This is a genomic window from Leptospira wolffii serovar Khorat str. Khorat-H2 (assembly GCF_000306115.2).
GTDB classification, from domain to species: Bacteria; Spirochaetota; Leptospiria; order Leptospirales; family Leptospiraceae; genus Leptospira_B; species Leptospira_B wolffii.
On the sequence record NZ_AKWX02000004.1, the window covers coordinates 83,864 to 105,776 of the forward strand.

Below are 21,913 nucleotides of genomic sequence, written 5' to 3' on the forward strand. Positions count from 1 at the left end.
GCTTCCGTCAAGATCCGGAAAAGTCCGGAGACTTTTCCAAGGTTTCTAGTTTTGATTTTTGGAGGAATATAAGGAGATTTCTAGTTTCTTAGCGCATTCTCCCAATTTTTCGTCTAGCGTGGCTAGTCCCGCTCCTTTTCGGATGCATAATTCCAAATAAGATGCGTCGTAGGCGGACAAGTCGTTTTTATATGCTAAATCCTGAATATGCCTTAGCACCTCGAAAGAAAAGTTGCTATCGAATTCCAGGGGTAGGGACTCGAAGATGGAAACGATCTCCTTGCTCTGTGAGTCGTTCAGTCTTTTCCTTTTTCGGGAAACCAAAAGCACATTATTGAACTCATACCACCAAAGGGAAGGCACGATCGCTTGCGCCGTTTTGCCCAGGGTTCCCAGGAATCGATCCGCCTTACCGGATTGTTCATCCGGTAGAAAGGACGCCGCCGCCAGAGAACAGTCCAGGACCCAAAGGCTTACCATTTCCGTCCTTCTCGGATGAACTCGCCGATATCCACGGATCCGTTTACGCTAGCTCGGATTTCCCGGAGACTTTGGACGGCGTTCTCAGTATCTAGATCCGAGGCTTCGGAATAGGGGACCAGTTTTGCTATGGGTTTTCCTCTATGGGTGATCATAAATATTTCTCCCGATTGAACTTTCTTGAGTAATTCCGATAAATGCGTTTTCGCCTCGAAGGCGGAAACGGTTTCCATACGTAATGCCATAAATAAACCTACTAGTTTGTTAACTGGTTTGATTTTTTTTGCAAGTGTAAAATCTCTTGGGACATATCAATTTTCTCCTATAAACGTTTCCGGTTCAGAGAGAGGGGATCTTGCGTGCGAAATTCTCCGGAATCTGCGTTTTTTTTTGCGGAATTAAGTCTCTTTTCCTTTTTCCGGGCTTTGCCGATCTTTTAGGAGTATGGATAGAAAGGACGGAGTCGGGCAGAATATTCTTATTTGGGAGAGAGGAAGGGCGGCCTTACCTTATCTTCTTTTGTTTACCGGTTTTTTCTTAACCTTATCCCTGGGATCTTTCTCTCTTGCGGAGAACGGAGTTCAGACCAATCTTTTCGGGAGGTTGGGCCATTACCTTTCTTGGGGATTTCTATACCTTTTTGGAAATGCTTCCTTTGTTCCGGGAATTCTTTTGATTCTCACGGGAGGCATTCTTCTTGCGAAACCCGATCAGGATGCGACTAGCAAGCTTCTCACTATTCCTCTTTTCCTTCTCGCAGTGTCCGTAAGTCTGAACGTTTTCGGAAATCCTTCTCCGATTCCTTTTGCGGCGAACGGAGGAGTTTTAGGTCAGGCCTTGGCCGTGGCTTTGGAATATATTCTGGGCTCCACCGGAAGATTGATCATTCACTTCGTAATTTATTTTTATGCGATCTTGGTCTATTTGAACGAGTCTCCCGTGCATTTTCTGGGTCGCCTTGTCGCTCAAAGCGGAACTTCTTTCCAAGACATGAAAAAGCAATGGGTGAAAGGCTATGAAGGAGCCAGGCCGGAAGATAGAGCAGGCAATCTGGAGAATTACACGAGCGTGTTTCCTTCCTCTTCTCCTTCTTGGACGAAGAATTTGGCGACCTTAGTAGAGGCTTGGAAGGTTCCCAAAGGAGAAGTTTCCGAAGAGAGTATTCCTCCATGGTTCCGGAGAGAAACCGCGAACGGAGAAAGAGAGTTCGAGCATTCCCGTGTGGAAGGTTTTGCCTCTTCTTCTCCTAAGGATCTGCAATCTTATATCCAAAAGGCAAAATCAAAAACGGAAAACAATCCCATGGAACCGAAACCTATGTATAGAAATTCGGGGTTACTCCACGGATTCTTCGAAGAGGATAGGAAGGTATTCCAATTCCAAAGCGTTTCCACTCGGCTCTTGGAGAAAGTTTACGGAACTCCCAAAATGGAGGAAGAAGTTCCTACAACTTCTTCCGGCTGGAAAGTTCTGGATCTCAGAACCGAACCGACCCCGATTCCTGTTCCGTTACGAAACGAGGAAGAACCGAAATACTTAGAACCCGAAATAGAAGATAAGGAAGAGATCCTAGAAGAATCGACTTCCGCTTTGTCTTGGGAGCAAGTCGTAGAGGATGAGGTCGAATCCGATGAGGAATTGGAAGAATTCGACGAGGCCGAAACCTGGGAAGAGGATTCGGAGGAAGAAGAAGCCGTCCCGGAAGTAGAGGCGATGGTAGAAGAGGTGGAGACTCCTGTGATTCTCCCAGTTGCGCCGGTTCTTCCCAAGATCCAAAAGGAAATTGCGGTTGAAAAGCCGAAACAGGAAGAATTGCCATTTACTCCGGTCTCCATGGTTCCTACATTCCGTTCCAAGAGATCCGTATATCATATTCCTTTAAACCGTTTACAGACCAATCCTACGAAAGTGCAGGACGCTCTATTTAAGGTGGAGTCTGAAAAAGTCGCGTTCGAGATCCAAAGCGCTCTGAAAGTTTACGGATACGAGACCAAGGTAGTCGCCTGGGAAAGAGGCCCTATCATCACCCGTTACGAACTCACTCCTCCGCCCGGCGTGAAATTGGGTAGAATCACCTCTCTTACGGACGAGTTGAGAATGTACCTTGCCGTTAAAAACGTTAGGATCGTCGCTCCCATACCCGGTAAATCCACGATCGGAATAGAAGTACCGAACAAGCACAGAGAAGACGTTTTCCTAGGGGATATATTACGTTCTTCTCTTGCTCCTAAAAATAAGAAAGACCTGAATATCGTCATCGGTAAGGATATCTCCGGAAAACTGGTCTCCATCGATCTGAACAAATTGCCCCACTTACTAGTAGCAGGTACTACCGGTTCCGGTAAATCGGTTTGCTTGAACGCAATGATCGCTTCCTTGGTGCTGAATTTATCTCCCGAAGAAGTGAGATTCATCATGATCGATCCGAAAATGGTGGAACTCTCCTTGTTCGAGGATATTCCTCATCTTCTCATGCCGGTGATCAAGGACGCTCGTAAAGCGACTAAGTCCCTTTCTTGGGTGATCCAAGAAATGGAAGCCAGATACGAAGCGGTTTCCCAACTCAAATGCAGGGATTTCCGTTCTTATAACGAGAAGGTGGAGGAATACTACCATAAGGAAGGCTACGCTAAGATGCCTTATTTGGTGGTTTTCATAGACGAGTTAGCCGATCTTATGATGGTTTCCGGAAAGGATTTGGAGGATGCGATCACTCGTATCAGCCAGAAATCCAGGGCGGTAGGGATCCATTTGGTGATGGCGACCCAGAGACCTTCCGTGGATGTGATCACCGGACTCATCAAGGCGAACTGTCCCGCTAGAATCGCTTTCCATGTGGCCCAAAAAACGGACTCCAAAATCATTTTGGATATGAACGGTGCCGAATCCCTTTTGGGAAAAGGAGACATGCTATACAAGTCTCCCACCTCCGCTGATTTGGCCAGGATCCAGGCTCCCTATATTTCCGAAGAAGAAATCGAGAAGATCGTGGAGGAGGCCAAGAAATATGGGGCTCCTACCTACGTTGAATTGGATTTCGAGGAAGAATCCGAATCTGAATCCGCCGAGGAAATGGACGAAGAATTATTCGATAAGGCCTGGGAGATCGTCAGAACGGATCGGAAAGCGAGCGCAAGTTACCTGCAGAGAAGATTGAAGATCGGCTATAATCGCGCCGCCCGAATCATGGAACTCATGGAAGAGAGGGGATACGTATCTCCCATTTTAGGCTCCAAGGGTCGGGAAATTCTCCGCTCGGCCTAAACGGCCTCATGGGGGGAATTTTCCTGCTTAGAAAAGAAACCAAGTGACAGGGGGGCCGATACTCTCCATCCTGGAAAAAAAATCCCGGCATTTTCTCTAAATGAAAGATCGCAAAAACGCTTTTTCCCGAATTTCAACGCTGATATTGGGGCTCATCTTATTCTTATCCTTTTCTAGCCTTGGGGCCCAATCTTCCGCAAAGCATAATTGGAATTCTCCCTCCGAGGTGGTAAAGAAAGTCCGAAAGACTTTTACCGAACTGAATTCCTATAAGGCCGACTTCGTAATCCAGACCGAGGCCAATAAGAAAGTCACCACTAAAAAAGGCGTATGCTTCTATAAGAAGGGCGGAAAAATCAAATACGAATTCTCGGATCCTTCCGGAGACGAGATCGTATCCGACGGCAAGATTCTTTGGATTTTCATCAAGCGCTTGAACGCTGCGGGAAAGCAGGATCTTACATTAAATAAATCGAATAAATCCGGCCCGATATTCTCCGCAATGACCGAAGAAGGTCTATCGCGCATTTTTAGAAAATACCATTATAAATTCGATTCCATCGAGCAACCCCAGGTTTCTCCCAAAGATAATCGAAAATATTTTGTATTGGCCTTGGAACAAAGGGAGAAAATAGGCGGCTACGAGACTATGACTCTCTATGTGGACGAGGAGACCTACTTCATCAAGAAAGCGGTCGCAAGCGACGGCAGAGGAAAAACCACTACCGTCGAATTTTCCAGTATAGATAAGAATGCGGACATAGAGGACGGAGTTTTTAATTTCCGCCCGGATGGAAATTCGAAAATCGTAAATAATCCCTTGGTATCGGAAGAGTAGTAGGGGCTTTCTTGGATAGGAGTGCGAAATTGAACCAGAAGCGAGTAGGGCAAATCCTTAGAGAGGCTAGGGAAGAAAAAAAGCTCACTGTGAAAGACGTGTCCAAAGACACGAATATCTCCGTTAAATATATCCTGGCCTTAGAAACCGAGGATTACGCACAGTTTCCCGGAGAAACGTTCACCGTAGGATTCCTAAAAAATTACGGAAGCTATCTCAAACTGGATACCGGACTGCTCATCAATCTGTATAGAGGAGAGAAGATCGAAGAATCCCAGGCTCCTCTGGAGGAATTGACTCGTCCTACTTCCAATTTCTATTACGATTTCAATTTCGATAAGAATAAGATCATCACCGCGGTTTCGGTGGCAATGCTCGTGATTGCAAGTATTCTAATTTATACGTTCGTGGACGGAGGTTCTTCCGACGACGAGGTGACCGAAGAGAGCGGTCGTAAACTGGAAATTCCGGAGAGCATCGATTTCATCAATCGTTCCGTTCCGGAAACGAGACCCGAGAGCTTTATTCTCACCTCTAATCAGGGAGTCAGCTTCAGCGTTTCTAACCAACAATGCAAATTGTTCATTTCATCCGTGGAGCAAGGTTCCGATGTGAACACCGCGGTTCTTGCCTTCAACGTTTATCCCGAACTGACGGTTTATAAATTCCGTTTGGCGGAAGGTCAGGAAAAAGTGCTTAGCTATTCCATTCCTGAAATTTCCTCTTTGCGTAGGAGTATCCGGATCACCGCTCAGAGCGTGACCGGTAGCTCAGCAAAAGTCCTAGTTTCCTTAAGCGAAGAGGAACAAAAACCGGGCGCTACGATCCAGAATAATCCTCAAGGGGAGGATTCCACCAAGACTCTGGGTGACGTTCCGATTCAGGTCACCTTATTCTTCTCTAAACCCAGTTACGCCGAATTCATCATAGACGGACAGATGGGATTTAGGGGTCTCGTGCAAAGCGGAGAGACCAAATCCTTGGAAGCGAAAGATCGTCTTGAATTGAAAGTCGGAGACGGATCCGCGGTGGAAATGATCCAAAACGGAAAACCAAAGGTCGTACTGGGACGTCCCGGCAAGTTGGTGAAGAAGGTCTACGTAAAGACTCCGAACCCTTACGATAGCACTCAGTTCATCATCAAGGAGCTCGGCGAGTAGAGGCTTCTTCTTTGGATAAGAAATTCTACATAACCACTCTGGGGTGCCCCAAAAATACCGTGGACTCCATGAGTATGCACCATTCTCTTTTGGAGGAAGGGTTCAGCCCGGCGCAAACCCCGGAAGAATCTGACTTTCATCTGATCAATACCTGTACTTTTATCCGTTCCGCAACCGAGGAGACCATACAGACGATTTTAGGAGCCGCTCACGCCAAAAAGCAAGAGGGTCAAAAATTGGTGGTAGTCGGTTGTTTTGCGGAGCGTTATCCCAAGGATATTTCCGCTGAAATTCCTGAAGTGGATCTGGTTTTCGGAACGGGAAAATATTCCCAGGCGGGCAGGATCATTCGCGAAGCGTTTCGAAGGGACTTTTCTCCTCTCCAAAAAACGGAATTCAATTCGGATCTGATCGAGAGAATGAAACTTTCTCCCGGGATCGAAAATTATTCCAAACCTTACGCTTATGTGAAAGTTTCGGACGGTTGCAATCGAGGCTGCGCCTTTTGCATCATTCCTTCCCTTAGGGGAAAATTCGTGGATTCTCCCCTGGAAGAAATTCTGAGAGATACTAGGAGAGCCGTTTCCGCGGGTGCCAAGGAAATCTGCCTCGTCTCCCAAGACACCGTTTATTACGGAAAGGATAGCGACAAATTGTTGGATATGATCCGCTCCGTTTCGGAAGTGGAAGGGTTGGAGATCCTACGTTTACTTTATCTTTATCCGGATAAGAAGGCGGAGAAAATCCTAAGACTGATGGGAGAAATTCCGAAGATCGCTCCTTATCTGGAATCTCCTTTACAGCATGTTTCCGAACGTGTCTTGAAATCTATGAATCGCAGCGGGGGCTATTCTTCTTTCCGGGATCTGTATTCCTTAGCGAGAGAGGTTCGGCCAGATCTGGAGATCCGCACTTCCTTTATCCTGGGCTTTCCGGGAGAGACAGGAGAAGACGTGGATGAGATCCTGAGATTCGTGGAGGAGACCCGTCCCGAGAAATTGAATTTATTCGCGTATTCTCCTCAAGACGGAACCAAAGGTGCGGAAGTCGCCCAAACGGTTTCGGAAAAAGAAAAGGCCAAAAGGATCAATCTGATCCGGGAGGCACATCTTAAGATTCTTCAGGAAATCCACGAATCCCGTATCGGTAAGGAATACATCGCGATCGTGGACGGAATCGAGGATGGAACCGCAGTGGTTCGACGTTTGCAGGACGCTCCGGAAATCGACGAAGTGGTCTATGTGGAAGATCCTTCCCTGAAGCCCGGTACAATCGGAAAAGTGAAAGTGGAATCGTTTTACGAATACGATATGATGGGAACCTGGTTGGCATCTTGAATCCGAATATTAACGTACCGAATACTCTTACCGTTTTACGCGTAGCTTCCCTCCCTTTCTTTATTTGGTTTCTTTACCAGAAAGAGCAGGCCTATCATATCGCTGCCTTGGTTTTGTTTTCCATCGCTTCGCTCACCGATTTCGTGGACGGATATCTGGCCAGAAAATGGAAACAGGAAACCGAGTTCGGAAAATTCCTGGATCCGTTGGCGGATAAGATCATAGTGGTGGGTTGTTTTACCACATTCATTTTTTTGCATGAACAAATCGAGCTATGGATGGTGCTTTTGATCATCGGTCGAGATATGCTCATTACCACTCTTCGCTATCTTGCGATCCGTTCCGGCAAATCCATACGTACTACCATGTTGGGCAAAGTGAAAACGGCCTTCCAGATGGGTGCGATTATTCTGATCCTCGTGTTCTTTATTCTGGTATCTTCCAGCAAACGTATACTCATCAACGAAGTCTACCAACAGGGAAAAGTCGCCGGAATGACCGTATTCGGGATCGCCTCGGAAAATGCTGTGGGCTTTATCCGCGCTTGGAAAGAGAACGGGGCTCCCGGTTGGAACGATTTGATTTTCGGGCTGGGGGGATTCGTTCCTTATTTCGGAATGCTTCTCACCACGATCATTACTGTGGTTTCCGGAATCCGTTATCTTGTTTCGAATCGGGAAGTGATTCGTATCGACTCCATACGGAGGGCCTTGGGGAAAAATGGAAATTAGACAAGCGATCATTAAAGTTTTGGAAAAGAAGCCTCTAACCGTTCATGAGGCGGAGAACGTCATGAATTCCGTAATGAAAGGAGAGGTGTCGGAAATCCTACTTTCTTCCTTTTTGACCGCTATGCGTGCGAAGGGAGAAACCGTGGACGAACTCCTGGGGTTTTGTCTGGCCCTTCGCAAGAACGCTTTGAAACCCAAAACCGTTTTTCCTTTCGATATGCTGGACACTTGCGGAACGGGAGGGGACGGTAAGGGCACAGTAAATATCTCCACCTTATCCGCTCTCACTCTGGCTTCTCTAGGACTGAAAGTCGCTAAGCACGGAAACAGATCCGTATCTTCTCATACAGGATCGAGCGATATTCTTAGCAGACTCGGTTATAATACCGAAAAGACCCAGGAAGAAGTGGAGTCTCATCTGGTCACCAGCGGATTCACCTTCTTGTTTGCTCCCATGTGGCATCCTTCCATGAGATTCGCGGGACCGGTTCGTAAAGAATTGGGCTTTAGGACTCTGTTCAATATGATCGGACCTTTGAGTAATCCCTTCTCCCCTCAATACCAAATCATCGGGGTATACGAACCGGAGTTGATGGAAACGTTTATCCGAGTTTTACAGGGACTTGGGCTAAAAAGGGCTCTCGTCTGCCATTCTCGGGACGGTTTCGACGAATTCTCCGTCTTCGATAAAACGGATTATACTTTTCTGGAAGACGGAGTAATCTCCAGGAAGGATTTCGATCCCAAAGAGTTGGGATTGGAAAAATTGGAGCCTTCCGAAGTCTTCACTTCGGGACCGGATCAGGCGGAAGTTCTGGCTAGACGCATTCTAGCGGGAGAAAAAACCGCAGGAACCCATGCGGTCGCCTTGAACGCGGGAGCCGGACTATTCGTCATGGGAAGGGCTTCCTCCATATCGGAAGGTTACAAAACCGCTTTGGATCAATTGACTTCCGGAAAAACGGGAGCATTCTTCCAAAATTTAATTACCAAAGTATAGGAAGCTAAAATACTGGTCTCAAAAATAGACCTAATCAAAGGAATCAGACTCGGTTTTCAATCATGTTCTCGAATACATTTTTACTTATAGCTCAAGCAGCAGGCCAAGCGGCACCCGCTCAAAACGGATTCTTAAACATTTACACGATGATCCCAGTGATGTTGATCATCATGTATTTTATCGTGATTCGTCCTCAAAGAAACGAAGAGAAGAAGAGAAAAGCAATGATCGAGTCCCTACAAAAAGGGGACGTGGTGATCACCTCTTCCGGAATCCACGGCAAAGTCGTGGAATTTAAGGACAATAACGAGACCGTCGTTTTGGCTATCGCAAAAGATACCAATGTATCCTTTAGTACTAGTACCATTTTAAAGAAGAAAGACAAAGAGAAAGAGGGGTAAAATTCCCGCTTCTTCCGATAGGTATAGTAAACCGGTGTACGTATGAAAAAGATCCTATGCCTTCTCATATCCTTTGCCCTGACCTTCTCGCTTTTCAGTCAGGACGGGGAAGAAATTGACTTCTTAGACAAGGTTTCCGAACCTAAAAAAAGTTCCACCGCCTCCAAGCAGGGGACGAACGCCAAGACCGTTAAAAAGAAAAAAGGGAAAAAAGGCGCTAAGAAGAAGAAAGGAATCGAAGCCAAGAAAGAGGAACTCGCGCCCAAAGACGGAGAACCCAAGAAGAAGATCGAAACCGATATTCCTCCCGAGGATCCCGATCAGGGCAAGAATTCCGGAGACCCGAGCGGCTCGGAAAAGGCCTTAGAAAAGACGAGTGCCAGAGACCTTTCTGCGAATACCGATTCTACGGGAGAGCCCCAGAAGCCGTATTGGTTGAACGAAGAGACTCGCCTGACCCCTAATCATCTACCGGGTTACGACGCTAGCGCGACCGCTGCTCCCCAGGAAGACCATTCCATACGGGAAAAACTGGGAGAGATCCTGAAGATCGGTCAGGACAAAAAAAAGGAAGAAGAGAAAAGAAAAGCGGCGGAACAGAAGGATCAGGGTGTCATACTTGGGTTCTTTTCGGAATATAAGAAAGGTATAATTATCTTAACTATAGTTGTCGCATTCGCGTTGTATCAAATTAGAACCGCGGGCAGAAGAACCACCAAGCGTTCTCCTGTGACAATCAATAAAGTGAGAAGAGACTAGGAGCTGAAATTTGAAATCGGTCCAATGGATTATCGTTCCCATAGCGGTAGTGGCGGCCTCATTAACGCTGCTTTACCCCAATTTTGCGGTCCGGGAACTGGAACTTGCCGTCAAAAAGGAAATTAAGGAAATTCCGGAGGAAGCCCGTAAAAAGGCTCTGGAGAATTTCGCAGAACGTTGGAAGAAGGATTATAATCCTAAGGGTGATTGGACGATAGAGCCGAGTCCGGATACTTTGCCGGAAGGAGACTTCTATCTGGTTAAGGGAAGATTTATCACTTCCGCCAAGATCAACCAGATCTCCCAAGAAAACGAGGACCTGATCTTAGAACCTAAAAACAAGCTTCGCCTTACTTGGGTAGAGGATACTCTACTCGGAGGACACCAGCTTACCATCAAACTAGGACTCGACTTGCAGGGTGGTATGAGGGTCGTCCTAAAAGGGGACTTCGAGGATTATACCTCCAAGCTTAAGGACAGCTATACCAAAGAAATCGAAGAGCAGACCAAGAGAAAGAACGATCCCGCTCTTTCCGAAAAGGAAAGAAAAGAGGCCACTGATAAGCTGAAGGAAATCGAAGGATACTTCGAGCTGACTCCTAGCCGTAAATTGGCAGAGCTGGAAAAAGCAAAACTCATCATCGATAACCGTCTTACCAACCAAAACCTGACCGAGCCTCAGGTAAGAATTCAGAAGGACCAAGACTCCATCGAGGTCTCCCTTCCCGGGGTAAGCAACACCACCCAGATTCTGGACATCATTCGTAATACCGAAACCGTCGAGTATAGATTGAGAGAGCCGGGTCGCGATCCCAATAATCCGAATCTAAGAGGCCAGTATCAATCTGCGATCGATACGGAAGAGGCCAAACTCATGTCCGAGAACAAGAGGGACGAGACCGAGATCGTAAAATTCCAGAACATAGTAAAACAGAAATTGGGCAAAGACGAGCAGGACAAATTTCTGGCGTCTATGGAGAAAAAGTATAATATCCCGGATAAATATAAACTTTTCGTAAGATGGTCCCGCTCCGCGAATCCTAAGGCACCTATGGTTCCTAGAGAATTCGTCGTATTGGAGAGAGCCATCTCTCTGGACGGAAAGGATATGAGAAACGCTCGGGAAAATTACGATCAAAATCGTCTTTCCTACTACGTTTCCTTCTCCTTAACCTCCCAAGGGGCCGAGAAATTTTTCGATATCACTTCCAAGAACGTGGGCAGACAGCTCGCCATCGTTTGGGGAGACAAGGTCATATCCGATCCGGTGATTCGTGCGCCTATCGCTGGCGGTAACGCTCAGATCGACGGAGAATTCTCCCAAAAAGACGCTACGGATCTGGCCAATGTGATCAGCGAAGGAGCCCTTCCGATTCCACTCGTGGAGTTGGAGACCAGATTTATCGGGCCTACCCTGGGGATCGAATCCATTGAAGTGGGATTGAAAGCGGTTCTCTTAGGATTCGCTTTGGTCATCGTATTCATGTTGATGGTTTACCGATTGGCGGGGCTCGTGGCGGATCTCGCTCTCTTCGTGAATATCATCGTTCTAATGGCGTTACTCTCCTTCATGGGCTTCACTCTTACCCTTCCAGGATTTGCGGGGATCATTCTGACCGTCGGTATGGCGGTGGATGCCAACGTGATCATTTATGAAAGGATCAAAGAAGAATTAGCCGCCGGTAAACATGTGGCCGCTGCAGTCTCCCAAGGTTTTGAAAATGCCTTCTGGACGATTATGGACAGTAACGTCACTACTTTGATTTCCGGAATTTTAATGATCAAATTAGGAAACGGACCCATTAAGGGATTCGCGATCACTCTTTGCTGGGGTATCGTGACCTCTTTGTTCACCTCCCTATTCTTAAGCCGTATGATCATGGATATTCTTGTGAATAAATTCGGAGTTCGCAAACTCCAGATCGGATTCAAAAAATTGGAGTCCAAGAATGTTTGATTTTATAAAATATAAATACATCTCCATCAGTTTTTCCGCATTGCTCATCCTAATCGGGTTCGGTGTCACTTTCGGAAAATACGGCGGGTTCGCCACATCCTTGGATTTCGATGGGGGGCTTAGAGCAGTCGTGGAATTTCCCAAAACCGTGGAAAGAAAGGATATAGAAGACTATTTCTCCTCTAAGAATCTGGAAGCCGTCTTAGTTCTCATGGATAAGGACAAGAACCATTTTCAGATCGATATCGGTCTGGGATCCGTGGACCGAATCAAGCAACTATACCTGGAAAGGAAAGGTAAAGATAACGTAACGGCTAAACAGACTTCTGCGATCGACGCGTTGATCGGACTCTTACAGGAGGACTTCAAGCTGGATTCCAAGGCGGTTCTTTCCGCGAACCAAGTGGGTTCTGTCGTAGGAGCGGAGTTGACTTCCACAGGAGTGAGTCTTCTCGCCATGACTCTCTTTTTTATCATGCTTTACTTAAGCTTCCGTTTCCAATTCAAGTTCGCATTAAGCGCTATCCTGGCTCTTATGCATGACTTGGTGGTCACGATCGCTTTCATCGGTTTCTTTCAGATCAAGCCTAGCGTTCCGATTATCGCTGCGCTCTTGACTCTTCTCGGATATTCCATCAACGATACCATCGTGGTCTTCGATAGGATCCGTGAAAATGCCGGAAATCTTAGGGATACGTTCTCGCAAGTAATCAATCTCTCGATCAACCAAACCCTGACGAGAACCTTCAATACTTCTCTTGCGACTTTGATTTCCGTGGTGGCGATTATTATAGGCGGTGCTGTGGAATTATACGATTTCGCATATGTTCTCACTTTCGGGATCATACTCGGAACCTTCTCCTCCGTATTTATCGCTGCTCCTTTGGTGGATATCTACGACCATATATCCCATAGGATTCGTAAGTCTTGAGTCCTCTCCTCCCGAAATCTATTCGGGAGGAATTGTATCGTCTTTCCTTTATCTCCTTAGGATATTCTTCTCCAAATCCTCCCGTCGCCTGCGTCATACAGGATGCTCGCACGGGAGAGATTCTTAGCTCCGGATCCACAAGACAAACGGGAGGAAATCACGCGGAAAGAGAAGCGTACCGCATTCTCCGCGAGAGGATTCCGAACGGAAATCTACCCCCGCATTATGTGTATGTGACTCTCGAACCCTGTTCTCATTTCGGTAAGACTCCTCCTTGCGTGGATCTGATTCTGGAGGAAAAGCCGGAGGCTCTTTATTACGGATGGAAGGATCCGAATCCTCTGGTAAAAAGCAACTCGGGTCTGGCGAAACTAGCGGACGCGGGTATTCAAGTGATTTCCCTTCCGGAGCTGGAAGAGATCGCCTCGGTTTTTCTATTCGGATTTATGAGTCGGATCGGAAAGGAACGTCCTGCTTTTCTGATAAAGGGTTCCTTGAGTCGGGAAGGTTTTTTTAGTTCAGGAGAAGGGGAGAGAGAGAAGATATCCTCTCCCGAATCGGACTCTTATCTTTCCTTACTTCGAGCCAAGGTGGACGCGATTTTGGTCGGGCCCAAAACGGTCCAGATCGATCTGCCCGGTTTGGATTTTAGGCCGTCCAAAGAGAAACCGGTCCCGGTAGAATATTCGGAATTCTTAATGGAAGGGAATCTTTCCGGTTTTCCGGGCTTGGTTTCCCTGTTACCGAAATTTGCAAAGGATTCCGAGATTCTTCGGATCCATGAGGAAAACGTATTCGCTTACCAGCCTTTGCGCGTATTCTTTCTTTCCACCGAGGATAAAATTCCTTCGGATTTTCTAGAAAAGCAAAAGAGACTCAACCGAGAGTATTCGTTGTCTCGAGTCGCATTTTTTATAGAGGAGAATACGGAGTATTCTTCTCGTATGCTGGGACTTCTATCGGAGCTTTCCGATTCCAGAGTGGAAAGGTATTCGAGTTCCTCGGTTTTCGATTCGGTTTCCAAAAGGCTGGGAGACTGGGGAGTGAACCTTGCACTGATAGAAGGAGGAAATTTTCTCTATCGAAATTTTTCGCCCCGACTTTCTCCTGAAGAGGGGATCCTAAAGGTTCGATCCGAATCCGTCTCTTTTTCGAAAGGAATCTTGCCCGAATGGAAAGGGAATTTTTCCATGGAATGGAAGGCTAGGATAGGTTCGGACGAATGGGAGGTTTGGAGAGCATGTTCACAGGACTCATAGAGACTACCGGTAAAATCGAATCCGTACAGGATACGGGAGACGGAAAAATTTTCCGAGTCTCCACGATTTGGAAGGACCCGGATCTAAAAAACGGTGACTCCATTTCGGTGAACGGTGCTTGCCATACGGTGACTTCCTTTTCCGAAAAAGGAAACCGATTCGAATTCTATTCTTCCTACAAAACTCTAGAACTAACGAACTTCGGAGATTTCCATGAAGGCGTGAGGATCAATCTGGAAAGGTCCGTGCAACCTCATACCAGAATGGGGGGACATTTCGTTACAGGTCATGTGGATCTGACGGGAACCATCTCGCTTGTGGAAGATAAGGATGCGGGAAAGGTAAGAAGGTTTATAGTATCTCACGATCCTTCCTTTACCAAATATTTCGCAGTCAGAGGAAGCGTTACCGTGGACGGGATTTCTCTTACGATCGTGGATTCCAGGCCGGGAGAATTCGAACTCGTGCTTATCCCCGAGACCCTAGAGGTCACAAATGCCGCGGAAGCTTGGTCGGTCGGTGCCAAAGTGAATTTGGAAGTGGATCTGATCGCTAGGTATCTGGAGCAGATCTCCAAATTCTCTTAAAGTAAGAAGAATACGACGGACTTCTTCCTACGAACCGAACCTTCCTCGGTTCGGAAACCCAACTATTGATATACTTTTCCGGATTTTACGGATTTATGAATGGCAAAAAACCAGTCCAAGAAATGAGGTGGAATCATGATCGGCTCCATTGAACAGGCAATCGAAGACATAAAATCGGGGAAGATGATCATTCTCGTGGACTCGGAGGACCGGGAAAACGAAGGGGATCTCGTATGTGCGGCCCAATTCACGGATAAAGACAAAGTGAATTTCATGGCCACTTTCGGAAGAGGCTTGATCTGCTTTCCTATGGAAGGAGACCGTTTGCGCCAGTTAGGTCTGAATCGTATGGTGGATGACTTAAGTTTGGGAGACAAACACGGAACCGCATTCACCGTTTCGGTGGACGCGAAAGAAGGAACTACTACGGGGATTTCGGCTCAGGACAGAGCCAAGACCATTCAGGTACTGATAGATCCCAATACGACTCCTCAGGATTTGATGAAGCCGGGGCATTTATTTCCTCTGCAAGCCGTTTCCGGAGGAGTACTCCGCAGAGCGGGACACACGGAAGCTTCCGTGGATCTGTCAAAACTAGCGGGATTGTATCCTGCCGCAGTGATCTGCGAAATTATGAACGACGACGGTAGTATGGCTCGTCTTCCTGATTTGGAAAAATTCGCACAAAAGCACGGACTGAATATCTACACGATAGAGGATCTGATCCGTTACAGAAGGAAGAAAGAGAATCTAATTCGTCTGGAAGTGGAAACTAAACTTCCTACCGAATACGGGGATTTTATCGTAAGAGCGTATTCCACACTCATCGATGATAAGGTGCATGTGGCCCTTATCAAGGGAGATATCGATAAGAACGAACCGGTAATGGTTCGAGTACACTCCGAATGTTTTACGGGAGATATCTTCGGAAGCGGTCGTTGCGATTGCGGACCGCAACTCCATTCCGCTCTTTCCATGATCGCTCAGGAAGGGAAGGGAATCCTTCTCTATATGAGACAGGAAGGAAGAGGCATCGGTCTTATTAACAAGCTCAAGGCTTATAATATGCAAGACCAGGGTATGGACACCGTGGAGGCCAACGAGAAATTAGGGTTCGCTCCCGATCTACGCGAATACGGAGTAGGCGCCCAGATCTTAAAGGACATAGGAGTGGAGAAGATGAGACTTCTCACGAATAATCCCCGCAAGATCGTAGGACTCGAAGGTTACGGTTTAGAAGTCACGGATCGTATTCCGATAGAAATCAAACCCACAGGAAACAACCACCATTATCTCTTCACTAAGAAGATGAGAATGGGACATTTACTCGGTCTGAACTAAGGCTGCAGTCTAGTTTTCTTCCAAGAGTCGCCTTCTAATCGGAAAAGAATCCGATCGTGTAGGCGGCTCGATCTTCCCTGCCAAAATTCTATTTCGGAAGGATGCAATACATATCCTCCCCAGGTCGGCGGCATAGGAACGGTTTTACCAGCATATTTTTCTTTCAATTCTTCGAAGATCTTTTCCAAGGATGCTCGATCGATTACTTCCGCACTTTGAGAGGACGCCAAGGCTCCTATTTGGCTATCGAAAGGACGAGAATGGAAATACGACTCGGATTGTGCGCGGGAAAGAAACGACACTTTGCCTCGGATTCGAACCTGCCTTTCCAATTCCTGCCAGAAGAATACGAGGCATGCGTTCGGATTCTTTTCTAATTCCTTTCCTTTGCGGCTGGAATAATTGGTATAGAATTGGAAGCCTCCGTCCTCTATCCCTTTTAAGAGTACGATCCTTGCGTCGGCACCTCCGCCTTCGGTGACGGTGGCGAGAGTCATCGCGTTCGGTTCCTTGACTTCGGAGTGCAATGCTTGATCGAACCAGGTCTTGAAGAAATCGAGAGGGGACGCTCCTATTTCTTTCTCGTCTAGACTGGCCTTATGATAATCGTTTCTGATATCCGCGATGGATTTTTGCATACGATTAGAGGATGGATGGAAAAAGGGAGGGAAGTAAACCCGAATTTGAAGCCATCTTTACGAGAAATGTCAAAGCGAGTGCGATGGAGAAATAGACTCCCATGGGTATAGGAACTCCTCTTAGGCTTTGTCCTTTTTTTCGAGTGACGACGGTTACGGAGACTGCAAGCGCGTACGCCGCATTGATGAAAAAGATCCACCAAGGGTGACCGCAAAGAAACGCGAAGGAAGGCGCGAATATCGCGTCGGCAAATCCCATGCCGCTAGGAAAAACGAAATGAACAATGAAGAAAATCGCAAGAAAACAGGCGAACACGATCCAATCCGATTTTTCGGGAAGGGATCCGAATAGAAGATAATTCAGCAATCCTCCGAAGAATAGAATGAAGGGTAGATTTTCGTAATCCAATGAGAATTTACGCGCATCGGTCGTTCCCGCTATAAGTAGATGGCCGCAGAATATAACGAAAACGAGCGATGCGTAGAAATTAGAGCTTAAATAAAAGGAGATTACGAACAAGAATCCGAATCCTGCTTCCGTCAAAGAATATAAAGGACTGATAGAGGAACCGCAATTCTCGCATTTTTTTCCGGAAATCCAGTAACCGAATATGGGAACCAGCTCCGAGGGACTTAATTTTTTGCCGCAGGATTCGCAGGAAGAAGGTTCCAAAAGGATTTTGCGGAAGCGAAATAGCCCGGATCCGATCTTTCTTTCTCTTCCATAATAGAAGCGTAATATTCTATACGCCATAGTGGAGTAGAAGCTACCGAATGCGGAAGCTATGAAAAAACCTCCGATCCAGAGAACGAATACCAGACCGGGAAACTCGGAGTAAAATTCGGTCAAAGCGATTTTCCGCTCTTACGCGAGTTCCTTCAAGGCTTGGATTCCCCGTTTCAGATTCTCCCATTCGGATGCGAAGCTGATACGTATGTATTCCTTGGAATCCACGAATATATAACCCGGAACGAGAATCAGGCCTTTTTCTTTGACCGCACGAACGATAAAGTCCTCGTCTTTCTCTTTGATCTTTAGGAAGAAATAGAAGGCTCCTCCGCTTTTCTTGATCCCGTAATGGTCCTTTAGATTTTCGTAAACATAGTCCCGTTTTTCCTTATAATCATCTATATAAGGCTGCATATCCGTCTTGAGCGCCTCGATCCCCATCCATTGGGTAACGGAAGGAGCGCAAACTAGAGTGTATTGTTGCAGAGTGGTAAGAGCCTTGATGATGGGAGCCGGAGCCAAAATGGATGCCAGTCGGAGTCCGGTCATACTATAGGTCTTGGAAAATCCGGAAAGAGTGATCGCCCTCTCGTAAAAGGATCCTACGGATAGGAATTCCTTATCGTAATCGAATTTTTCGTAGATCTCGTCGGAGATGAGATAGGCGCCCGTTTTTTCCGCCAAATCCGCGAGAGCCGCCAATTGATTTCGGTTTAAGACCGTTCCCGTAGGATTGGAAGGAGTGGAGAATATGATAATCTTCAGTTTCTTGTTTTGGAAGGCGGCCAGATCTTCCGGTTGGAAATCTTCGGAGACAGTATGCATCTTTCCCCCGTAGATCTTGATGTAAGCCGGATACATCAGAAAGTGGGGAGTGACCACAAGACACTCATCGCCTTGGTCCAGAAGTGCATTAAATAAAAGTAAAAAAGCGGAGCTAATCCCCGAGGTGACTAGTATTCTATCCGGATTCGCGTAAGGAATCGCGTTCTCGTCCTTGTATTTTCTAGCCAAAGCCTCTTTCAGTTCCGGAATGCCCGCAGTCAGAGTGTAGGCTGTCTTACCGTCCTTTAGGGCCTTGACTCCCGACTCTATGATATTTTGGGGACAGGGAAAGTGAGGCTGTCCTATGGAAAGATTGATGGGGTCCTTTAAGGTTCCCGCAAGTTCGAAAGCTTTACGGATCGCGGAGGAGTCCAATCCTTGGATTCTTTGCGCGAGAACGTAGTCGAGGGTACTCTGGCTCATAAAAGTACGCTAACCGATAGGCGGTTTGGACAACAAACGGAAATTTTCCGAGCTCGGGAAAAAACCGGTGAGTCTTTTTATTCTTTGTAGGAACTAAAAAAATTCTGTCTCACCGGAACGGTTGGAGCTCCCAACCAATAGGCGAACTAAGAGAAGGAATTGGGATTGCCTCCCGCTTCTCCATTTCGGATCTTGGGGTCATGGAAACCGTACAAATCGCCGGAATCAAAGTCCCAAAATCCAAACTAGGAAATAACTCCGGATCCCTGGGTTCCGATCTGGTGGAGACGGACTCCACCGTTCGCAATCTGCAGAATATTCTCTATCCGCTCCTCGAAAACCGTCCTGTTCTACTCGTGGGGGACGCGGGCGTGGGAAAAAACGCTCTCATTTATTATATTAACTTTAAACGAAATCATCCCACCGCCAGATTTAGTTTCAATGAGGATACTCTGCCTGAGGATTTGATCGGCTCCTACAGACTGCTTTTGGACGGAAAGGGTTTTGCCTGGGCCGACGGACCTCTGACTTCCGCGGTCAGGAGCGGCGCGAGTTTTGTGGCGGACGAGATGAACCTCTGTCCCCCCCATATCATCAAAAGATTCTCCACAGTTTACGAATCCAATTATCTGGAATTGATAGAAGGGGACGGGTCCAGGATCCAGGCCGTCGACGGTTTCAGTTTCATAGGAACCCAAAATCCATCGGAAGGCTTCGAGGGAAGGAAGCCTCTTCCATTCGACATCACCCGCTATTACGCAACCGTATTCATAGATCCGCATACTCCGGACGAAATACTTTATATTTTAGGAAAATTGTATCCTGCTATGGGCCAGGATCTTCTGAAATCCTGCATCCGTCTTTCCCTGGATACGGAATCCAAAGTGGTCGCGGGCGCTCTGGGAAAAGGCGACCTGGAAAAATACCATTTCAATATCCGTAATTTAAAGAAACTTTGCAATCGTATCCTAAGCCTGAAGACGGATACTCCGGAACTTCTTTACCGGGAATTATGGAATTTTTACGCGGAACCATTCCGGAAGGAAGAAGATCGTAGGATACAGACGGACGCCATCCTGAAGGAAACCGGGCTGAAGATTCCTCCCAAACTTCCGGAGCCTAAATTCGAAATTCATAAAGGATCCTTATTCTGCAACGATAAGGAAATCGCGGTCTCGGACGAGTCCAAGGCCAAACAAATCCTTTCATCCGTGCCTTTACCTTTAAAACTACGTGAATTCGCGGAGAAAGTATATACCGCCGTAGCTTTCCGGGAGAATATTCTAATCGAATATTCTGAGGAACAGGATCCTCAATTCGTGCTTCCCCTCTTTACTGAAATTTCGGGAGTGCCTTTGGAATCCGTAAACCTGTGTAAGGGGATCCATACCGCTGATATCATTGGAGCCCTGAAGCCGATCGACGGTTCCAAAGTGGGATGGGTGGACGGACCCTTGACTAAGGGGATCAGAGAGGGAGGGAATATTCTCATCGCAAATCTCGAGGCTGCAGGTGCGGAACTCGTGGAAAAGATGAATATGCTTACGGACGACGCCCGTGCACTTGTGCTTCCTCCGGAAAGTTCCGAAGATGCTCCTCTCGCACTGCAGAAGGAATCCAGAATCTTCGCATTGAAACTCTTCCGTAAGACTAAATCCACTCCTACGATTTCCAGAGCGTTTAGGAACCGTTTCACTTCCATATTATTTCCGGAATTGGAAGATTCGGAAACTCTTAAGGAAATTCTAAACTTCTATCTTCCGGAAGGGGACCTCGTCTCCAAAATGGCCGAGTTTCATACCAAGATCAAGGACCTGTCCAAGAAGAGAACGATAGGATCCGCAAACCTAATGCCTTATACTTTCGGACTCTCCAATCTTCTACAATGGAAGGATCATATCGTCAAGTATGCCGACGAGAAGAGCGGAAAGGAAGGGATCCGCGAGATCGCCTTCCGAGGCGGTAAGATCGCATACACCAACCAGGTATCCGATCCGGGAGAACGGAAGGAACTGGAAAGAATATTAGAATTTTCTTTATCGGGAATCGAGATCGTTTCGGAATTCTTCCAGGAGCTGGAGGAAAAGAAAAAAAAAACTCTGACTCCCTCCACCGAAATCGAAAAGAAACGTTGGTGGGATCCGGAACTCCATAAAAGGGAACCCCTCACAGGAAAAGCGGAGTTGAAAAACTCGGGAAGAGAACTCCGGGAAGGTTTAGAGATCAATACTCCGGAAACGGGAGGCCAAAGGAAAGAAGGTCCCGATGCATGGTATGGTCAGGAGACCCGGGGCAATATGGGACAAGGAGAACCCGCGGGCGGAGGAGGAGCCTGGGGCTACCGCACGGAAGAATTATACAAGGCCTTTCTTGCGAAACGTAGGATCCTTTGGGAATATACCATCCAGACGAGTATCAAGGAATTCAAAGAAGTCTTCGGTAGAAGTTTGGAGGAAGTCCAACTCAATCTGGAAAGACTATTCGATCCGGAGATAGACATCAACCGTATCTATAAAAGCGAGGGAAGTCGGATCGACACTCGCAAGTATATCTCCTTTCTCTCCGGAAAGGGGGACTCCAAGGTATTCGATAAGACTATCATTGATAAGGACGAGGAGAAGCTGAAGGGAGTCGAGGTCGCTTTCCTAGTTTCCAAATCCCGTCGTATCTTCAACTTCGAATACTCCGTGGCGACACTTTCCGCCATGCTATCCTCCGCCCATATTCTGGACGAACACGACGTGAACTTCTCCGTTACCGCTTATTCGGATAGAATGAACCGTAAGGACAGGATAGATCTGGTCCAGGTTAAGAGAATGGACGAATATTTCGACGAGAAGAAAGAAGAAGAGATGTTCGATTCGCTTCGTTCCGATTGGCAGGGAGATTCCATAGAAGAATACCAATTGTTGGAACAGATAGAATCCTACTTTTCCCCGGATGCCCAGACTAAAATACTGGTCATGATTTCCGATTTTCGGGGCCAGAGAGGTAAGGCGGAGATCGAGCAGGAGATCCAGTCCCGGGATAACAGACGCCTGAGGGCGGAAATTCTAAAGCATTCGAATAAGAACTACGTGTTTTTGGGCGTGGGATTGGGTCGCAGATATATAGCAGAGCACCTTTTCCCGGATTCGATTCAGATCACGTCCGAAAATTTTTACAATATGCCGAACTTAATCGGAGCGGAACTGGGACGTTTGATTTTGACCCACCATTCTTCCCGAAATTAAGCGGCGGACGGTGAGAGAC

18 protein-coding genes and 2 pseudogenes are annotated in these 21,913 nt (G+C 47.0%); 15 read left to right on the plus strand and 5 right to left on the minus strand.

Translation table 11 applies throughout. The features are described 5' to 3' along the window. Nucleotides 1-45: 45 nt before the first annotated feature. Together LEP1GSC061_RS00420 and LEP1GSC061_RS00425 are read right to left on the minus strand one after the other, a co-directional pair. Nucleotides 46-480, minus strand: a complete 435-nt coding sequence (locus LEP1GSC061_RS00420) for a type II toxin-antitoxin system VapC family toxin (RefSeq protein WP_016543818.1) — start codon at nt 478-480, stop codon at nt 46-48. Further along, the gene (locus LEP1GSC061_RS00425) at nt 474-725 is read right to left on the minus strand and encodes a type II toxin-antitoxin system Phd/YefM family antitoxin (protein WP_016543473.1); all 252 of its coding nucleotides are present in this window, start codon (nt 723-725) and stop codon (nt 474-476) included. The genes LEP1GSC061_RS00420 and LEP1GSC061_RS00425 overlap by 7 nt, the downstream gene beginning before the upstream one ends. A gap of 199 nt (nt 726-924) precedes the next feature. On the opposite strand from LEP1GSC061_RS00425, the pseudogene LEP1GSC061_RS22190 reads away from it, so the two are divergent. The 14 genes and pseudogenes from LEP1GSC061_RS22190 to LEP1GSC061_RS00490 all read left to right on the plus strand — a co-directional run. Continuing rightward, nucleotides 925-1,377 (plus strand): annotated as a pseudogene (locus LEP1GSC061_RS22190) (DNA translocase FtsK 4TM domain-containing protein); the annotation flags it as partial. Between the two features lie 453 nt (nt 1,378-1,830). Next, nucleotides 1,831-3,744, plus strand: a pseudogene (locus tag LEP1GSC061_RS00430) (DNA translocase FtsK); the annotation flags it as partial. A 100-nt stretch (nt 3,745-3,844) separates the two neighbouring features. Then, nucleotides 3,845-4,582: a LolA family protein gene (locus LEP1GSC061_RS00435; RefSeq protein ID WP_016543374.1), complete on the plus strand. Its 738-nt coding sequence runs from the start codon at nt 3,845-3,847 to the stop codon at nt 4,580-4,582. A gap of 29 nt (nt 4,583-4,611) precedes the next feature. Next, the gene (locus LEP1GSC061_RS00440; RefSeq protein WP_016543876.1) at nt 4,612-5,742 is read left to right on the plus strand and encodes a helix-turn-helix domain-containing protein; all 1,131 of its coding nucleotides are present in this window, start codon (nt 4,612-4,614) and stop codon (nt 5,740-5,742) included. A gap of 11 nt (nt 5,743-5,753) precedes the next feature. Beyond that, complete coding sequence (gene rimO / locus LEP1GSC061_RS00445) at nt 5,754-7,079, plus strand: 30S ribosomal protein S12 methylthiotransferase RimO (RefSeq protein WP_016543826.1); 1,326 nt, start codon at nt 5,754-5,756, stop codon at nt 7,077-7,079. Further along, nucleotides 7,076-7,810 carry a CDP-diacylglycerol--glycerol-3-phosphate 3-phosphatidyltransferase gene (gene pgsA, locus LEP1GSC061_RS00450; protein ID WP_016544065.1) on the plus strand — a complete coding sequence of 245 codons (735 nt, stop codon included), beginning with the start codon at nt 7,076-7,078 and terminating at the stop codon, nt 7,808-7,810. The genes rimO and pgsA overlap by 4 nt, the downstream gene beginning before the upstream one ends. Continuing rightward, nucleotides 7,800-8,810, plus strand: a complete 1,011-nt coding sequence (gene trpD, locus LEP1GSC061_RS00455; RefSeq protein WP_016543955.1) for an anthranilate phosphoribosyltransferase — start codon at nt 7,800-7,802, stop codon at nt 8,808-8,810. Before pgsA ends, trpD begins: the two co-directional genes overlap by 11 nt. Nucleotides 8,811-8,872: 62 nt before the next feature. Further along, nucleotides 8,873-9,211 carry a preprotein translocase subunit YajC gene (gene yajC, locus LEP1GSC061_RS00460; protein ID WP_016543424.1) on the plus strand — a complete coding sequence of 113 codons (339 nt, stop codon included), beginning with the start codon at nt 8,873-8,875 and terminating at the stop codon, nt 9,209-9,211. Between the two features lie 42 nt (nt 9,212-9,253). Then, a complete protein-coding gene (locus LEP1GSC061_RS00465) occupies nt 9,254-9,970 on the plus strand; it encodes an SRP-less Sec system protein (RefSeq protein ID WP_016543313.1) in 717 nt (238 codons plus the stop codon). A 10-nt stretch (nt 9,971-9,980) separates the two neighbouring features. Continuing rightward, nucleotides 9,981-11,927, plus strand: coding sequence for a protein translocase subunit SecD (secD, locus tag LEP1GSC061_RS00470; RefSeq protein WP_016543430.1), 1,947 nt, complete (start codon nt 9,981-9,983; stop codon nt 11,925-11,927). Further along, entirely contained in the window at nt 11,920-12,858 is a 939-nt protein-coding gene (secF, locus tag LEP1GSC061_RS00475; protein ID WP_016543639.1) for a protein translocase subunit SecF, read from the plus strand. The genes secD and secF overlap by 8 nt, the downstream gene beginning before the upstream one ends. After that, nucleotides 12,855-14,117, plus strand: coding sequence for a bifunctional diaminohydroxyphosphoribosylaminopyrimidine deaminase/5-amino-6-(5-phosphoribosylamino)uracil reductase RibD (locus tag LEP1GSC061_RS00480; protein ID WP_016543546.1), 1,263 nt, complete (start codon nt 12,855-12,857; stop codon nt 14,115-14,117). The genes secF and LEP1GSC061_RS00480 overlap by 4 nt, the downstream gene beginning before the upstream one ends. Next, the gene (locus LEP1GSC061_RS00485; protein ID WP_016543502.1) at nt 14,099-14,704 is read left to right on the plus strand and encodes a riboflavin synthase; all 606 of its coding nucleotides are present in this window, start codon (nt 14,099-14,101) and stop codon (nt 14,702-14,704) included. The genes LEP1GSC061_RS00480 and LEP1GSC061_RS00485 overlap by 19 nt, the downstream gene beginning before the upstream one ends. A 135-nt stretch (nt 14,705-14,839) precedes the next feature. Further along, nucleotides 14,840-16,045: a bifunctional 3,4-dihydroxy-2-butanone-4-phosphate synthase/GTP cyclohydrolase II gene (locus LEP1GSC061_RS00490; RefSeq protein WP_040507499.1), complete on the plus strand. Its 1,206-nt coding sequence runs from the start codon at nt 14,840-14,842 to the stop codon at nt 16,043-16,045. On the opposite strand, the gene pdxH is transcribed toward LEP1GSC061_RS00490, so the two are convergent. From pdxH to LEP1GSC061_RS00505, 3 genes are read right to left on the minus strand one after another with little or no spacing between them, the layout of a single operon-like run. Further along, nucleotides 16,042-16,683, minus strand: coding sequence for a pyridoxamine 5'-phosphate oxidase (gene pdxH / locus LEP1GSC061_RS00495; protein WP_016543590.1), 642 nt, complete (start codon nt 16,681-16,683; stop codon nt 16,042-16,044). The two genes, LEP1GSC061_RS00490 and pdxH, sit on opposite strands and share 4 nt — an antisense overlap. 4 nt (nt 16,684-16,687) lie before the next feature. Then, on the minus strand, nt 16,688-17,533 hold the full coding sequence (locus LEP1GSC061_RS00500; protein ID WP_016543789.1) for a prepilin peptidase: 846 nt from the start codon (nt 17,531-17,533) through the stop codon (nt 16,688-16,690). A gap of 15 nt (nt 17,534-17,548) precedes the next feature. Continuing rightward, nucleotides 17,549-18,661, minus strand: a complete 1,113-nt coding sequence (locus LEP1GSC061_RS00505; RefSeq protein WP_016543760.1) for a pyridoxal phosphate-dependent aminotransferase — start codon at nt 18,659-18,661, stop codon at nt 17,549-17,551. 200 nt (nt 18,662-18,861) lie between these two features. Between LEP1GSC061_RS00505 and LEP1GSC061_RS00510 the strand changes: the two genes are divergently transcribed. Continuing rightward, complete coding sequence (locus LEP1GSC061_RS00510; protein ID WP_016543930.1) at nt 18,862-21,894, plus strand: AAA family ATPase; 3,033 nt, start codon at nt 18,862-18,864, stop codon at nt 21,892-21,894. Nucleotides 21,895-21,913 lie beyond the last annotated feature (19 nt).

Excerpts from the sequence above, each read along its gene's own strand:
- LEP1GSC061_RS00490 (WP_040507499.1), top strand. The coding sequence starts at position 14,840 with ATGATCGGCTCCATTGAACAGGCAATCGAAGACATAAAATCGGGGAAG.
- LEP1GSC061_RS00505 (WP_016543760.1), bottom strand. The coding sequence starts at position 18,661 with ATGAGCCAGAGTACCCTCGACTACGTTCTCGCGCAAAGAATCCAAGGA.
- LEP1GSC061_RS00510 (WP_016543930.1), top strand. The coding sequence starts at position 18,862 with ATGGAAACCGTACAAATCGCCGGAATCAAAGTCCCAAAATCCAAACTA.
- yajC (WP_016543424.1), top strand. The coding sequence starts at position 8,873 with ATGTTCTCGAATACATTTTTACTTATAGCTCAAGCAGCAGGCCAAGCG.
- LEP1GSC061_RS00435 (WP_016543374.1), top strand. The coding sequence starts at position 3,845 with ATGAAAGATCGCAAAAACGCTTTTTCCCGAATTTCAACGCTGATATTG.
- trpD (WP_016543955.1), top strand. The coding sequence starts at position 7,800 with ATGGAAATTAGACAAGCGATCATTAAAGTTTTGGAAAAGAAGCCTCTA.
- LEP1GSC061_RS00485 (WP_016543502.1), top strand. The coding sequence starts at position 14,099 with ATGTTCACAGGACTCATAGAGACTACCGGTAAAATCGAATCCGTACAG.
- LEP1GSC061_RS00465 (WP_016543313.1), top strand. The coding sequence starts at position 9,254 with ATGAAAAAGATCCTATGCCTTCTCATATCCTTTGCCCTGACCTTCTCG.
- secF (WP_016543639.1), top strand. The coding sequence starts at position 11,920 with ATGTTTGATTTTATAAAATATAAATACATCTCCATCAGTTTTTCCGCA.
- LEP1GSC061_RS00420 (WP_016543818.1), bottom strand. The coding sequence starts at position 480 with ATGGTAAGCCTTTGGGTCCTGGACTGTTCTCTGGCGGCGGCGTCCTTT.
- pdxH (WP_016543590.1), bottom strand. The coding sequence starts at position 16,683 with ATGCAAAAATCCATCGCGGATATCAGAAACGATTATCATAAGGCCAGT.
- LEP1GSC061_RS00425 (WP_016543473.1), bottom strand. The coding sequence starts at position 725 with ATGGCATTACGTATGGAAACCGTTTCCGCCTTCGAGGCGAAAACGCAT.